This is a genomic window from Anaerococcus provencensis, from assembly GCF_000312365.2.
In the GTDB taxonomy this organism is placed as follows: domain Bacteria; phylum Bacillota; class Clostridia; order Tissierellales; family Peptoniphilaceae; genus Anaerococcus; species Anaerococcus provencensis.
The window spans coordinates 161,555-177,162 of sequence record NZ_HG003686.1 but is presented as its reverse complement, the minus strand read 5'-3'; the positions used below and the strand labels follow the sequence as shown (position 1 = coordinate 177,162).

At 35.4% G+C, this 15,608-nt stretch carries 16 protein-coding genes; 3 read left to right on the top strand and 13 right to left on the bottom strand.

The window, feature by feature from the left end:
• Positions 1-4: 4 nt before the first annotated feature.
• From pheT to BN38_RS03505, 9 genes are all read right to left on the bottom strand, one after another.
• Entirely contained in the window at positions 5-2,392 is a 2,388-nt protein-coding gene (pheT, locus tag BN38_RS03545) for a phenylalanine--tRNA ligase subunit beta (protein WP_044565635.1), read from the bottom strand.
• An 8-nt stretch (positions 2,393-2,400) separates the two neighbouring features.
• Positions 2,401-3,423, bottom strand: coding sequence for a phenylalanine--tRNA ligase subunit alpha (gene pheS, locus BN38_RS03540; protein ID WP_044565634.1), 1,023 nt, complete (start codon positions 3,421-3,423; stop codon positions 2,401-2,403).
• A gap of 228 nt (positions 3,424-3,651) precedes the next feature.
• Complete coding sequence (locus BN38_RS03535) at positions 3,652-4,374, bottom strand: TrmH family RNA methyltransferase (RefSeq protein WP_044565632.1); 723 nt, start codon at positions 4,372-4,374, stop codon at positions 3,652-3,654.
• A 12-nt stretch (positions 4,375-4,386) separates the two neighbouring features.
• Positions 4,387-4,740, bottom strand: coding sequence for a 50S ribosomal protein L20 (gene rplT / locus BN38_RS03530; RefSeq protein ID WP_044565629.1), 354 nt, complete (start codon positions 4,738-4,740; stop codon positions 4,387-4,389).
• A 21-nt stretch (positions 4,741-4,761) separates the two neighbouring features.
• Positions 4,762-4,959 carry a 50S ribosomal protein L35 gene (rpmI, locus tag BN38_RS03525; protein ID WP_044565627.1) on the bottom strand — a complete coding sequence of 66 codons (198 nt, stop codon included), beginning with the start codon at positions 4,957-4,959 and terminating at the stop codon, positions 4,762-4,764.
• 3 nt (positions 4,960-4,962) lie between these two features.
• On the bottom strand, positions 4,963-5,505 hold the full coding sequence (infC, locus tag BN38_RS03520) for a translation initiation factor IF-3 (protein ID WP_195890878.1): 543 nt from the start codon (positions 5,503-5,505) through the stop codon (positions 4,963-4,965).
• A 156-nt stretch (positions 5,506-5,661) separates the two neighbouring features.
• Positions 5,662-6,519, bottom strand: coding sequence for a DegV family protein (locus BN38_RS03515; RefSeq protein ID WP_044565624.1), 858 nt, complete (start codon positions 6,517-6,519; stop codon positions 5,662-5,664).
• A 93-nt stretch (positions 6,520-6,612) separates the two neighbouring features.
• Positions 6,613-7,467: a DegV family protein gene (locus BN38_RS03510; RefSeq protein ID WP_044565622.1), complete on the bottom strand. Its 855-nt coding sequence runs from the start codon at positions 7,465-7,467 to the stop codon at positions 6,613-6,615.
• A 75-nt stretch (positions 7,468-7,542) separates the two neighbouring features.
• Positions 7,543-8,307, bottom strand: coding sequence for an MBL fold metallo-hydrolase (locus BN38_RS03505; protein WP_044565620.1), 765 nt, complete (start codon positions 8,305-8,307; stop codon positions 7,543-7,545).
• Positions 8,308-8,387: 80 nt separating this feature from the next.
• Here BN38_RS03505 and BN38_RS03500 point away from each other — a divergent pair, with 80 nt between their 5' ends.
• Together BN38_RS03500 and BN38_RS03495 are read left to right on the top strand one after the other, a co-directional pair.
• Positions 8,388-8,867, top strand: coding sequence for an aminoacyl-tRNA deacylase (locus BN38_RS03500; protein ID WP_044565618.1), 480 nt, complete (start codon positions 8,388-8,390; stop codon positions 8,865-8,867).
• Positions 8,864-9,460: a hypothetical protein gene (locus tag BN38_RS03495; RefSeq protein WP_049944437.1), complete on the top strand. Its 597-nt coding sequence runs from the start codon at positions 8,864-8,866 to the stop codon at positions 9,458-9,460. Before BN38_RS03500 ends, BN38_RS03495 begins: the two co-directional genes overlap by 4 nt.
• A 47-nt stretch (positions 9,461-9,507) precedes the next feature.
• Here BN38_RS03495 and BN38_RS03490 read toward each other — a convergent pair whose 3' ends face one another.
• The 3 genes from BN38_RS03490 to BN38_RS03480 are packed head-to-tail and all read right to left on the bottom strand — an operon-like array spanning position 9,508 to position 13,420.
• The gene (locus tag BN38_RS03490; protein WP_044565616.1) at positions 9,508-10,845 is read right to left on the bottom strand and encodes an acetyl-CoA hydrolase/transferase family protein; all 1,338 of its coding nucleotides are present in this window, start codon (positions 10,843-10,845) and stop codon (positions 9,508-9,510) included.
• 10 nt (positions 10,846-10,855) lie between these two features.
• Positions 10,856-12,547, bottom strand: coding sequence for an acyl-CoA dehydrogenase family protein (locus BN38_RS03485; RefSeq protein WP_230197718.1), 1,692 nt, complete (start codon positions 12,545-12,547; stop codon positions 10,856-10,858).
• Positions 12,548-12,562: 15 nt separating this feature from the next.
• Positions 12,563-13,420, bottom strand: a complete 858-nt coding sequence (locus BN38_RS03480) for a 3-hydroxyacyl-CoA dehydrogenase family protein (protein ID WP_044565614.1) — start codon at positions 13,418-13,420, stop codon at positions 12,563-12,565.
• 250 nt (positions 13,421-13,670) lie between these two features.
• On the opposite strand from BN38_RS03480, the gene BN38_RS03475 reads away from it, so the two are divergent.
• Positions 13,671-14,663: a CaiB/BaiF CoA transferase family protein gene (locus tag BN38_RS03475; protein ID WP_044565612.1), complete on the top strand. Its 993-nt coding sequence runs from the start codon at positions 13,671-13,673 to the stop codon at positions 14,661-14,663.
• 82 nt (positions 14,664-14,745) lie between these two features.
• On the opposite strand, the gene istB is transcribed toward BN38_RS03475, so the two are convergent.
• Positions 14,746-15,489 carry an IS21-like element helper ATPase IstB gene (gene istB, locus BN38_RS03470; RefSeq protein WP_044565610.1) on the bottom strand — a complete coding sequence of 248 codons (744 nt, stop codon included), beginning with the start codon at positions 15,487-15,489 and terminating at the stop codon, positions 14,746-14,748.
• Positions 15,490-15,608: the final 119 nt, after the last annotated feature.

Genomic DNA, 15,608 nt, shown 5'->3' with positions numbered 1-15,608 from the left:
ACTCCTAACCACGTAAAATAATATTATTTTCTTCTAGTTCCTTCAAAATATTTTTTTCTATCTCGGACATATCTTCTTCTTTGAGGGTTCTATCATCAGATCTGAAGCTTACATTGTATGAGATTGATTTCTTGTCATCTGCAATCTGATCGCCTGTGTATACGTCAAATAGTTCGATTTCTTTGACCAAATCTTCTCCCTTACTTCTAATTATATCTTCAATAAATTTGGATTCTACTTCCCTGTCAGTAACAAAGGAATAATCACGTGTGATAGCTGGATATTTTGGAAGAGGCTTATATTTTCTTTCTACTTGCCTTTGGTCAAGGATTTGAGAAAGATTTATTTCTAGTATTTGGCAGCCCTTTTTGATACTATATTCTTCCCTGATTTCATAGGAAATTTCACCAATCATCCCGATTTTTTCATCTTTTAGGTAGATATCTGCAGATCTTCCCTGGTGAAGAATTGGGTTTGTTTCATTTGCCACAAAGCTAAATCCTCTTAAGCCAACATTTGCCATTGCCTTGATAAAGAAATCCTTCATATCATAGAAATCATATGATCCGTACAAGGCCATTGTTAATGTGTCATCTTCTCTAGGGAGCTTATCATCACATTTGACAAATGCCTTTCCAAGTTCAAATAATCTAAGGTCTTTTTGGCCACGATTGATATTTTTATAGATTACATCCAGCATATTTGGTATTTGAGTGGTTCTCATCACTGAGAAGTCTTCGCCAAGTGGGTTGATAAGATTGATAGTATCGCGAAGTTTGGAATCTTTTTCTATGCCCATCCTGTCAAATTCTTTTGGTGAGATGAAAGAATAAGTTGTTATCTCAGAAAATTTTTGACCAACTAAGGCATTTTTCAAGTCATCGCGCAATAATCTTGCCTTTGATCTGATGCCCCTTTGTAGGGTTGATTTTAGTGGTTTTGATTCAATCTTGCCCATACCATAAAGTCTAACAACTTCCTCTATAAGGTCTGCTTCTATGTCTATATCAGTTCTAAAGAAAGGAACTTTTGCCTTAATTGTATCATCGTCAATTTTTATGGCTTCAAATTCTAGAAGCTCGAGATTTTCTATAGCTTCATCCATGGTGAAGTCCACTCCGCTTAGGGCATTTAATCTTGAAATCCTAAGATTAACATATTTTTCTTCGCTATTATCATTGCCTACCCAGCGAAGTCCCTTGGCAACTTTACCAATGTTTAAGTCAGAGATAAGTTTTAGGGCTCTTTTTGATGCAAAGTCAGCCATGTCAACAGCTATGCCTTTTTCAAAACGGTTTGATGCCTCACTTCTAAGGCCTAGTTTTTTGGAAGTTTCCCTAACGCTTGTAGAATCAAAGTTTGCTGCTTCTAGCAAGATATTTTTAGTATCATTTGTTACTTCAGTGTCGAAACCACCCATTACGCCAGCAATGCCTACTGCCTTTTCTCCGTCAGCTATTACAAGCATAGATGGATCAAGTTCTCTTTCTTCGCCATCAAGAGTCTTTAGGATCTCGCCTTCTTTTGCATCTCTTACTATAAGTTCTTTGCCAGATACTTTGTCCAAGTCGTAAGCATGAAGTGGTTGACCTGTTTCTAGCATTACGAAGTTTGTAATGTCAACTATGTTATTAATAGGACGCATACCAGCAAGGATAAGGTAGTTTTGTAACCATTGAGGTGATTTGTCGATTTTTACATCTGTCACAGCTCTTAAGATAAATTTGTTGCACTTATCAGAATCTAGAGTCAATCCTTTGGTTAATTCTATGATGTTTTCTTCACTTTCTGGATAATCTACAGAAGGAAGAGTGATCTTTTCTCCAAAACTAGCAGCACTTTCCCTAGCCATACCTATGATAGAAAGGCAGTCTGGTCTATTTGGTGTGATTTCATATTCTATAACTGGAGTATTTGATTTTAGTACTTCGCTTACAGGAGTTCCTGGTTCAAATTCACCATTTAGGATAATAACACCATCCTTGAATTCCTTTGGTATAACATTGTCAGGATAGCCTAGCTCGCTATAGGAAGTGAGCATGCCTTCAGAGTTTATACCAAAAAAGTCATGGTCGCCAATTTCTGTTCCATTATCAAGTTTTGTTCCACTTGTTATGACAAATAGATAATCTCCAACCTTGGTGTTTGGTGCAGCTGTAATGATTGTAGTTGGTTCATCTTTGCCTATGTCAATTTTTAATACTTTGAGTCTGTCGGCATTTGGGTGTTTTTCTTGTTCTAGGACATGGCCTACAACAACTCCCTTTAGCTCACTTGTTCTTATAGTAACTTCTTCTACGTGAGATCCAGTTTCTGAAAGTCTATCTGTAATTGTTTTTATGTCTTTGTCGATTTTTACATAATCATTTTGCCAAATTAAAGGTACTAACATTATATCTCCTAAAATTGTTCGATAAATCTTTTGTCATTATCATAAAGTAAGCGGATATCATCAAGGCCATATCTAACCATGGCAATTCTATCAACTCCTAGTCCAAAGGCAAAGCCAGTGTATTTTTCGCTGTCTATGCCACAAGCTTCTAGTACATTTGGATGAACCATGCCTCCACCAAGAAGTTCCATAGACCAACCTGTATTACCACAAGCAGGACAACCCTCTCCATGACATATTGGACAAGTTGCATCTACTTCGAGTGATGGCTCTGTAAATGGGAAGTGGTGAGGACGATACCTAAGTTCTATATCATCGCCAAACATTTCCTTGATAAAGGTCTCAAGGGTTGCCTTAAGATTTGCCATAGACACATTTTCATCTACAACCAAACATTCCAATTGGTGGAACATTGGTGAGTGAGTTCTGTCTACTTCATCGTTTCTGAAAACCCTACCTGCTGAAACCATCTTGATAGGAAGTTTGCCCTCGTTCATCACGCGAATTTGTACTGATGAAGTGTGTGGGCGTAGCAAAATATCATCTGTAATGTAGAAAGTATCAGATGTTGACCTTGCTGGATGGTCTGCTGGTGAGTTTAAATCGTCAAATACGTTTTTAACTGTGTCAATTTCTGGACCATCTACAACTTCAAAGCCCATATTTTGAAAGATTGTTTCCAAATCATCTAGGGTTTGGTTGATTAGTGATAGGTGGCCACTGTCGTGCCTATCAAAGTGGGCTGTCACATCTAGTTTTTCTTTTTTAATTTTTTCTCTAAGGATTTCTTTGTTAAGGGCTTCAGATTTTTGTCCAAGCGCTTCTTCGATCTTTTTGCTGTTTTCATTTATTAGCTTACCAGCCATTGGTTTTTCTTCTTTTGGCAACTTAGAAATATTTTTCTTTAGGTCTGTAACAAGGCCTTTTTTGCCAAGATATTTAACCCTTGCCTTTTCCAAATCATCTAGGCTACTTGCAGCTTCAATTTCTCCTTTTGCTTTTGCCAGTATGTCATTAAGTTTTGCTTCCATCATCTTCTCCTAAATTTTTGCATAAAAAAATTCCATCCTAAAAAGGACAGAAATTCTGCGGTACCACCTTAATTGATTTTATAAAAATAAAATCCACTCATAAGCTTATAACGGGGCTTAGCCGTATCAATTTTCATATCAAGCTTCATCGGTGAATTATCTAACCGGAACTTAAAAGGCTCTCATCATCCCCTCTTGCTGTATAAGAATAGCTAAACTTTTGTCGATTCACAAGCTAAGTTTATTCATAATAATGCTAGCTGCAATAGCTGCATTTAGTGATTCAATCTGACCTTTCATAGGGATTTTGACAAAGGTATCTGTCAAAGACGTAATATCCTCTGACAAACCATTGGCTTCATTTCCTATGGCTAGAATCAAATTGCCATCAATATCACATTCATTAATATCATACCCACTCATGTCGGCAGATACCATATGGTAATTTTCTTTTAGTTTTTTTACTTGCTCTAGATTTTTCTTTATAATATTCAATCTAAATATAGAGCCCATAGAGGCTCGCAAAGTTTTTTCATTGTATATGTCACAAGTTTTGGGCATAAGGATAATGTCATAAAAACCAAAGGCTTCAGCAGACCTTATGATTGTCCCCATATTCCCTGGGTCATTTATCTGGTCTAAGAGTAAGACTCTACTAGCCGAAACTTCCTTTTGACCAGGCTTTTTTACAACAGCTCCGAATCCATCGCTTGTAACCATACCAGTGACTTTATCAAAAAGTTCCCTAGTTAAGACAATCTTATCCAAATCACTTTTGTAATCTTTGTTTTCTTCGCTAAAAAAAATAAAATCAATATCAGCAGAAGAGATGGCCTCTTCTACCAATTTTTTTGATTCTATTATAAAGGAATTTTCCTTATCCCTAAACTTTTTTTGTCTAAGTTTATTTATATATTTATATTTTTGATTATCACTACTAGTTATAATCATCTATATTGTTAATTAAGCGTTTTGATTAGCTAGTTCTACTAGTTTTGTGAATTCAGCTGGGTTTTCTACTGCAATTTCAGCAAGCATTTTTCTGTTGATGTCGATGTTTGCTTTTTTAAGGTTACCCATAAATTGTGAGTAGCTTGTTCCGTTTGCTCTAGCTGCTGCGTTGATTCTTGCAATCCAAAGTTTTCTGAAATCTCTTTTTCTGTGTTTACGTCCAATGTAAGCATAGTTTAGTGATTTCATTACAGCTTGGTTGGCTGTTCTGTATAGAGTGTGTTTTGAACCGTAGTATCCTTTAGCTTGTCTTAATACTTTTTTATGTCTTTTTTTAGCGTTAATTCCTCTTTTTACTCTTGCCATTTTCCTTACCTTCCTTTGAGATTACATTCCTAATAATTCTTTTGTTCTCTTGTTGTCAGCTTTTGAAAGTACAGCACCTTTTCTTAGTCTTCTCTTTCTTGCTGGAGATTTTTTTGCTGTTAAGTGGCCTTTATAAGCTTTTCTTCTCATAAGTTTTCCACTTCCTGTAACTTTAAATCTTTTTGCAGCTGCTCTTCTTGTTTTATTTTTATTTGCCATATATTACTCCTTATCTGTATTTGGTTCTAAAAACATTACTAGAGATCTACCTTCCATTTTTGGCTTTTTGTAAACCACACCGGCACCGCCAAGCATTTGGGTAAATTTGTCCATCAGCTCATAGCCAGGCTCTTTACGTCCTAGTTCACGGCCTCTAAATCTAATAGAAACTTTTACTTTATCCCCGTTGTTTAAGAATTTGATAGATTGATTTGCCTTTGTTTGCAAGTCATTATCTTCAATATTTAAAGAAAATCTAGTCTCTTTTAGTTGAGCATTTTTTTGATTTTTTCTATTTTCTTTTTCTTTTTTCTCTTGATCGTATTTGAACTTTCCATAGTCCATGATTCTAGTAACTGGTGGTTTTGCATTTGGACTCATTAGTACAAGGTCAAGTCTTCTCTCATCAGCACGGTCTAGGGCGTCACGAAGAGATGTAATACCTACTTGGTTACCATTTTCATCAATCAATCTTACCTGGTCAGCTCTAATTTCATCATTTATTCTTAAATCTTTTATAGTTATACCTCCAATGTATAATTGCATAAAAAAAGCGGGCACAAAGTACCCGTTTAAATTTTAAAAATATAATTTTAAAACTATTAACCTACAAACCAATGTCGGTAGGTGAGTAATTGGGTACTTCTTCGTTGTCTATGCAAAGTATAATACCCTAAATCATTAATCTTGTCAAGACTTTTTTTACTCATTAATTACTAGATAGCCTAGAGCAAAGGTCTTACTACCAGCATGGGCTGATACAACTGATCCAAAACGTCCTTGGTGGATACTCTTAGCTTTAGAATCTATATCTACAAGTCTTTCCCTAAGCTCATCTATGACATAATCATCCTTGCCAGATACATAAAATAGATAATAATTTTCAGCATCTCCAATATCTGCTCTAATTTTTTCTTCTAGTAGCTTGTAGGCCTTTTCTCTGGTAAGTTTTAACTTAACTAGTTCAAAATCTCCTTTACCATCTAGTACCAAAAGTGGTTTTACATTAAATATAGTAGATACTCTTTTTGCAAGCTTACCTATTCTTCCACCTGCCTTGAGGTATTTAAGGGTGTCAAAATAGCAGTAAGAGTATTGCTTACCTATGCTAGCATTTAGTTTTTCTACTATATCATCAGCACTTAAACCTTCTTTGAGCAAATCAACTGCATAGTTTACAATGATTCCTTCCATCAAACATACACTACCACTGTCTATAATGTGAACCTTTAGACCATTCTTTTCTGCAATATTGGCATTTGTGAGTGTTGCTGACATCTTTGAAGTTATGCCCATATATATTGCTGTATCAAAGCCATCTTCTTTTATTTTTGCAAAAAGCTTAGAAAAATCATCAGGTGAAGTTGCTGATGTTTTTGCTGTATAGTCTCTGTCGGATTCATTTATTGTTGCAAAGTAATCAGCCTTTATTTCTTCTCTATCTCTATAGATTTTATCATCTAAGATAACATACAAATTTGCAACGTATATATTATTTTCTTTGATATAAGCTTCTGATAAATCAGCTGTAGAGTCTGTTATTATTGCTATTTTTTCCATAATTAATCCTTTTCTCATTATTCATATTATCTCTAAATTAAAATATTTTTTGGTATACAAAAATACTCATGGGCAAATCCATGAATACTATTATTAATCTAGTGTAAAAATCCCAAAGCCAAATAAACCTGGACCAGTATTTGCTCCTAGTGTTGGTGATATTTGTACCTTATAAACTTTCTTGGCGTTAGCTATCACATCACCGAGACTATCTTCTATTTTTGATAAAGCTTGGTCATAGCCACCATGTCCGTAGAAAAAGTAATAATCTTTAACATCTGCCACCAAATTTTCACCAATTTTCTTAAGCTCTCTTAGTACTCGCCTCTCTCCTCTAGCAACTTTCATTAGCTTGAAAGATCCTTCTTCTGGATTTACAGTTATGATTGGTTTTACAGAAAGTGCATCTCCAATTTTACCAAAGGTTCTTGGGACTCTGCCTCCTTCTACCAAGTATTTGAAAGTTTCCAAGGTAAAGAATACGTGAGAATCGTTCCTCTTTTGATTTAGCTTATCTATGATTTCTTCAAAAGGTAGACCCTGATCTATCAATTCCTTTGCATAGATGGCAAAAAATCCCTCAGTCATAGTAAGATTTTTACTATCAAATACATAGGTTTCCAGCCCATCAGCTTCAAACATATGCATTAGATTATGAGTGCTTGAGAAATGACTACTTAGACTTATTGCTATTAGCTTGTTATAGCCATCGCTTTTGATTCTTTCATAAATCTCAGTAAGATCTCCTGGTGATGCAGTGGACGTCTTTGGCATAGTTTCGTTTTTTTCCATCCAAGCATAAAATTCATCGGGAGAAATCTCTATCCTATCCTTATAATACTTGTTATCTAAGTTCACATACAAAGGCAAAAGATATATACCAAGTTCTTCAGCCATTTTTGTATCTATATCTGCTGCAGTGTCAACTAGTACTGCTATTTTTTCCATATTATTCCCTCACTTGTTAACGGAATATAATATATCTTTATTCCCAAGATATAATAATATATTATACCACATTAATTATCTATAAATCATCTCTATTTGATTTTCTTCTCTTATCTCTCTTACATCAGTAAAGTCGTATTTAAATTCTTCTTTAAATTTTCTAGATACTTGCTCATTTGAACCAAAATGCATAGGAAAGAAGACTTTTGGTTTAACTTCCCTTATAAAAATGTCTGCTCCCTTGTAATAGTTCTCTTCCAACCTATTATCTAGGGCAAAAAAGCAAATATCTATGTCTTCTTTCTTAATCTTATTGACCTCAACCATAAAGTCGTCGTATTCTTTTTTCATGGTAGCTTCATCATTGCTTGGCCAAGCCCAGAAGTTTAAATCTCCTCCATGGAAAATATTCACACCATCAACATTCATCAATATTGATATGCCAAGATCTGTTGATCCAAAAGTTTTGATATCAATTACTTTACCAGAAGCTAATTTGATTTGGCATGTCATATTTTTATCTACAAAATGTACATTGTCCGCCTTATACAAAGTCTTTAAATGGTCCATAGATAACTTGTTATTTTTGATAAAAACTATATTTTCATCACTTGGAAGCTCTCTTATATCGCTAGATAGAATATAGGTAATATTATCTCTGTCTGGCAGTTTCAAAATCTCTGATGTGTAGTGGTCAGAGTGTCCATGACTAGATACAAAAATAACTTCCTTGTCTTCAGGAATATTTAATTTTCCCTTATAATAATCAAAAACAATAAATAAATCTTTAGTTTCCACACTGTAACAAGAGTGGTAAACATAGGTAATAATATTTTCCATAAATACTCCAATTCTTTCTAGCTTTATACCCATTATCTTTGGATAATTTATAGTATAATAGGCAAATAGGAAGTGATTTTATGAAAAAAGAAATAAAAACAAATGCAATGAGAATATTAGACAAGTTAAATATCGAATATGACCACCAAGACTACGGCTTGGAAGGAGACTTTGTCTCATCGGTCGACCTTTCAGAAAAGACCCATCAAGATATACACTACATATACAAAACCTTGGCAACAGTCGCAAACACCAATGATATTTATATCTTTGTCATACCCGGTGAAGCAAATATAAATTTCAAAAAAGCTGCCAAGTGCATAGGTGTCAAAAAATTAGAAATGTTGCCATTAAAAGAATTGAAATCTAAGATAGGCTACGAAAGAGGTGCGACAACCTCTCTTGCTATGAAAAAAGACTATCCAGTTGTAATTGATGAAAGTGCCACAGATCTTCCATATATAAAGATTTCGGCAGGAAAAATTGGCCACGGACTAAAATTAAAGGCAGAAGACTTGGCAAAAGCAAATGGCGCAAAGTTTTTTGATGTGATCCAATGAATATAGAAAAAAATAAAGACTATATAAAACTAATCTTCCCAAATGATGATAACAATAACAACTTAAAGCTATTGGTGACCCTATCGCCCATATTCATAGCTTCATTTGACAGTAGGAAAAACGAACTAGAATTTCTAAAGCAAACAATAGAAAAGTCAAAATTCCCTTACGGCCTATATCCCAATTTTTTTGCAGATTTTGATATAGACAACTACAGAAAAGCTTATGAAAATTACGGTATTGAGGAAGATATATATTTAAACGAACAAAACAATATAGAATTTAGGATTAATCCCATTGACCATAGCTACCTAAATAGTCTAATCGCTCTCATAGAATCAATAATACTTGATAAAAAATCAAACGAGCATTTCACTAAATATTTTGACCAAATGAGAGATGATATAGTTAGAAATGGCAGAAGATCAATCCTAGCAAATGGCATCCAAGGCTTTTATCTGTCAAAATATGTAGTAGTTTGGATGCTTGACCTATGCCAATATGTAATAGACAATCATCCAGCAAAAAAGGACGATATTATGGCAATTTATGAACTGGCAAATATGCTCAAAACTCCAAGTTCTATTAAATAATTTCAAAACAAAAATCGGGTCAATTGGCCCGATTTTGCTTTTGTGGATTACTTATTAGATTTTCTCCAAATTTTCATTCTTTCTGCTTCTTTGATTAGCTCATCTCTAAATTGTGGGTGAGCAATTGATATGATATCTTCTGTTCTTTGCCATACAGACTTACCTTTAAGGTTCACTAGGCCTTGCTCAGTTGCAATGTAGTGAGTGTTGGCACGAGTGCCTGTTACCATGGTTCCTGGTGCAAAGTTTGGCACTATGTTTGATACTAACTTGCCATCTTTCCCTTCTCTTGCTGATAGCAAGGTTACAAAGGATTTACCACCCTTGGATTCGTATGCTCCAAGCATAAAGTCTAGGGCTCCACCAGAACCTGATATGTGTCTGTATCCTACTGATTCTGAAGAAACTTCACCTTGCAAGTCGATTTGGATTGCTCCGTTGATACTTACAAAGTTGTCAAATTGTTTGATTACTGATGGGCTGTTTACATAGTCAACGCTTCTTACAAGGCATTGTGGGTTGTTTTCCATATAATCGTAAAGCTCATGGCTACCTAGGGCAAAGGTAAATACGTGGTTACCCCTGTCTAGTTTCTTTCTCATACCTGTAACTTTGCCAGCTTTGATCAAATCAAGGAAGCCGTCTACAAATAGCTCTGTGTGGCATCCCAAGTCTTTTACATCAGATTTTGCCAATAGTGAAACTATAGCATTTGGTAGGTTACCAACACCGATTTGAATTGTAGCTCCGTCTACTATTTCTGGTACTACAAGCTCTGCTACCTTTTCTTCAAGCTCTCCATAGCCCATATTTGGTATGCCCTTTAGCTCTGGATTATCTCCCTCGATGATATAATCAACTTCGTCGATGTGAATATTGGCATCAGATCCACCAGATACTCTTGGCATACTTTCATTTATTTCTAGTATAACTATATCTGCTCTTTCAAAGCCTGCTCTTGTGTATGATCCTGATAGACCAAAGTTGAAATATCCATCTTTATCCATTGGAGTTACTTGCATCACATAGATATCTGTTGTTAGGTATCCTCTTTCAAAGTAGGATGGCAATTCTGAATATCTCATTGGTGCATAGAAAGCTTGGCCAGTTTTGAGGACATTTCTCATAGCTCCCAAACCGTGATAGCAAGTATAGGTAAAGTGTTCATTTTCTGAATCTGCGGCAAATACTGCAGGTTCTGTAAGTTCACAACCCCCACGAATGTGAATGTTGTTGAACTCACCCAATCTCTTTGCCAAAGCAGCATCAAAGTATCTAGATGTAGATATAGACCAACCGTAGTCTATGTTCATATCATCTTTGACTAAATCTACTGCCTGATCAACTGTGATTAACTTTTCTTGGTATTTTTCTTGATAAGTCATATAGCTTTACCTAACCCCTTAATTTTTCTATTAATATTGGAAGAATTTCCTTGTAATCGCCCACTATACCATAGTCTGCTTCTGCAAAGAATGGTGCATTTGGATTGTTGTTTATTACTATGATTTCATCAGTTTCCTTTAGGCCCAACAAGTGTTGAACTTGACCAGAGATTCCCACTCCGATGTATCTTTGGCCTGGGAAGTTTTGTCCGGAAAGTCCTATATATCTATCTATACCAATCCACTTTCTACTTTCTGCTATTGGTCTAGAAGCGCTTACTATAGATCCTGTCTCATTTGCAAGCTCGTTTATAAGTTCCATATCTTCTTCTTTTTCTAAGCCCATACCAAAGGCAACGACATTTTTAGCATCGCTGATTGGTCCGTTGATATCAACTTTTTCTGCCTTTAGATTTTCAAGGCCTATTGCTTCTATCAATTTGTCTACTTTTTCTTCTGGGCTTCCTTCATTTATTAGGACATTTTTACGTTCGCCTGTAATTTTTCTCTTAGCTTTCTTTGTATCTTTTTTATCCTTAGAATCACCATCAAGTTTGCCTATGATAGATCTAGAGATAACTATTTTTTGTACTTCTGACGCACCTTCGTAGATTCTATTGACTCTGGTATCTCTGTACATTCTCTCTATTGGAATACCACTGATGTAACCAGAACCACCGTGCATTTGCAATGCTTGGTCTGTGATATATCCTGCTGTTTCAGATGCAAATAATTTTGCCATAGCTGCTGCTTCTAGGAAATCAAGCTTTTCATCTTTCATCTTTGCAGCTGTGTAAACCATGTGTCTTGCTGCGTTTACTCTTGTTCCCATATCTGCGATTTTAAATTGGATATCTTGGATTGCTGCTAGAGGTTTGCCAAATTGGTATCTTGACTTGGTGTGGTTGATTGCTTCTTCTAAGGCACCTTGAGCTATACCTAGAGATTGTGAACCTATACCGATTCTTCCACCATTTAGGGTTGTCATAGCTATATTAAATCCTTTTCCTTCAGGACCTAGTTGGTTTTCTTTTGGAATTCTTACATTGTTAAAGGTCAATCTTCCTGTTGAAGATGAGTGTAAGCCCATTTTGCTGTAGGTATCTGGAATCTCAAATCCTGGTGTTCCCTTTTCAACTATAAAGGCTGTGATTCCTCTAGTTCCGATGCCTGGTGTTGTTAGGGCAAACACTATATAGATATCTGCATATGGTGCGTTGGTGATGTAAATCTTTTCACCATTGATGACAAATTCATCACCATCTAATACTGCACTTGTTTGTAAGCCACCAGCATCAGATCCTGCATCAGATTCTGTCAAAACAAAGGCTCCTAGTTTTTCTCCACTAGCAAGTTGTGGGATCCAGTATTTCTTTTGTTCTTCTGTACCCCAATCATATATTGGGCTTGTTGCGGCTGATGAGTGAACTGACATAAATACGCCAACACCTGCATCAACCCTAGAAATCTCTTCAACAAGGATAGCATATTCTAGGAAGCTTTTGCCCATGCCACCGTATTCTTTTGGCCAAGGTAAGCCTAACCAACCTTTTTCGCCCATTTCCTTGATAACTTCTAGTGGGAAAATATCATTTACATCCCAATCAAAAGCATTTGGTTTAATCTTCTTTTCTACAAACTCTCTAACTTCATATCTAAACGCTTTTTGCTCTTCGTTTAGTAAGTAATCCATATTAATCATCTATATAACCCCCAATTATTTATTTTCGTAATCGTAGAAGCCCTTGCCTGTCTTTTTGCCTAACCAGCCAGCTCTTACATAGTTTTTAAGAAGTGGATCTGGGGCATATTTTGGATCTCCATATCCCTCGTAAAGTACATCAAGTATATACTTAACAGTATCAAGACCAATGAAGTCAGCCAATTCTAGTGGGCCCATTGGGTTATTTGTTGCAAGCTTCATAATTGTATCGATATTTTCTGCACTAGCTACACCCTCGTTTAGGCAAGAAATTGCTTCGTTGATGTAAACTTGAAGAACCCTGTTAGAAATAAATCCAGGAACGTCATTACATACAACTGGCACCTTGCCTATAGCTTCAGATAGGTCGTGAATCACTTGATAAGTTTCATCAGAAGTTTGTAGTCCTCTAATAATTTCAACAAGTTTCATCACAGGTACCGGGTTCATGAAATGCATACCGATAAATTTCTCAGGGTTCTTATAACGGCTTGCAAGCTCAGTTATTGGAAGAGATGATGTGTTTGAAGCCATGATACAATCGTCACTTACTATTTCGCCAAGATTTTTGTAAAGTTCACCCTTTGTATCCAAGTTTTCTATAATAGCTTCAACAACTACATCTACATCGCTGGCTTCGCTTAGCTCTTTGCATTCTTTGATATTAGAAAGAGCCTTATCTCTTTCTTCTTGAGTTTTCTTTTCTTTTTTAACATCCTTATCTAGAATACTGGTAATGAAATCGATTTTTTTCTCTACTGCTCCCTCAAATGAATCGTATAACAATACTTCAAAACCTGATTGGGCAAAAACTTGTGCAATTCCTCCGCCCATTTGACCAGCGCCAACAACTAAAACTTTTTTAACGTCCATTTTTTTAAACTCCTTAAAATATTTATTTTGTCTAGTTAAATTGTTTTCCTTATACATATACCCAATTATTTCAAAAACCTGCAAACATTTTCACTATAGAACATTTTTTTATAAATTTTATCATATAAACTTTAGTATATGTTTTGTTTTCGATGATAAAGGGTGATTTACCTATTAGTATAGTTAGCAAACTATAAAAGATAACCATTCACAAAATTCTAAAAAGTGTAAGAAAACGTTAGGAGGATCAATGAACCTACTCGATGATTTAAAAATTTTGGACTTCACAACACTATTGCCTGGACCGTATGCTACCTGGCAACTAGCTGAAATGGGAGCAAAGGTAACAAAAATATCCGCTCCAAACAGACCTGATCTAGTTTTAGAAATGGAACCAAAAACAGAAAATGGAGTAAGCGCCAACTACGCATGGATGAACCATGCCAAAGATGAAATATTTCTAGACCTAAAATCAGAAGATGGAGTCAGCGAAGTAAAACGCTTGATAAAAGAAGAAGGCTACAACTGTATCATAGAACAATTTAGACCAGGAACTATGGCAAAATTCGGCCTATCATACGAAGAAGTCAAAGAATTTGCCCCAGACATCATCTACTGCTCCCTATCAGGTTACGGACAAAACGGTCCATACAGGGATAGAGCAGGCCACGATATCAACTACCTAGCCCTATCCGGTGTGGCAAGCTTTTCTGGTAGAAAAGAATCTGGTCTAGTCCTATACGGTAGCCAAATCGGTGACATAGCATCATCACTAAACGCTATAATAGGAATACTAGCAGCCCACAACAAGAGAAAAGAAAATGGCAAATCAATATTTATAGACATAGGAATCCTAGATTCACTCATACCACTAAACTCAATGCTAGGTGCAGGAGCTATTAACAATCCAACAAGAGAATGCCACTGGCTAAACGGTAGTGGTATATATGATTTCTACCAAACAAAAGATGGTAGATATATATCCATAGGATCAGTAGAAGGCAAGTTCTTTAAAACACTGCTAGAAGTCTTGGGACACGAAGATTGGCTAGAAGAAGGAGTCACAATAGAATCAGCTGGCCAATACAAAGAACAAATCATAGCAGATATCAAATCCAAAACATTTGACCAATGGGTCCAAATATTCAAAGAAAGAGACGCCTGCGTAGAACCAGTCCTATCAGTCACAGAAGCCCTAGTAGATGTAAATGTCAACCGAAAAATGGTCCACAGTTATTATTGAAAAATGGTCCACTTATGGTAAAGAAATACTTAATATCTTTTACTAGCTTTCCCCTAGGGGAAAGGCGCTTTTACATATATTTTTAAATATTTTTTGACCACTCTATGCTATCTTCCATCCTATATGATTTTTCCCTAGACATATCCATGATATGGGCTCTATGAGCAAGTCTATCTACTATTGCTCCCGTTAGCACTGGATCTTTAAATACTTCTTCCCATCTTTCAAAGTTTAGGTTTGTGGTTAATATTATTGATCCCTTATCATTTCTTGATGAGAGGAGATTAAATAATATTTCGCATCCTGTTTTATCAAATGATACATATCCTAGCTCATCTAGTATTACTAAATCATATTTTTCAAATTTTCTTTTGTAATTAGTAATTTGATTTTTACTCATTGCCTCCTGTAATTCTATTACTAAGTTGGGAACTGATGTAAAGAGTACATTTTTTCCTTTCATACACGCTTTTATGCCTAAGGCTGTAGCGTAGTGAGTTTTTCCACAACCAGGTGTTCCTATCATGATTATGTTTTCTTTGTTATCTATGAATTTTAGTGTTTCAAGATATTCAAATTTTTTGTTTAGTTCTAGAGAATATTTTGTTTTATCAAAGTCTTCTAAGAATTTCTTGTTGATAAATTTAGCATTTCTTATTCTTCTTGCTATCCCGTTGTTTTTTCTTCTTTCTACCTCTCTTTCTAAGAAAAGTTTTAAGAAGTCTTCGTTAGATAAGTTTAGATTTGATGATTCTTCTATTAAATCCTCATATGACTCTCTTAGATAAGAGAGCTTAAGTATGTTAGAAGCTTCTTTAATATTCATATTAGCCTCCAATAACAAGGCTATCATAGGAGGATACTATTTTTCTTGCCTTTATTTCTATGTCAGCTTCTTTTTTATCAGTTTTTACAATATCTAATACATCAAGTTCTTTCTTAGTG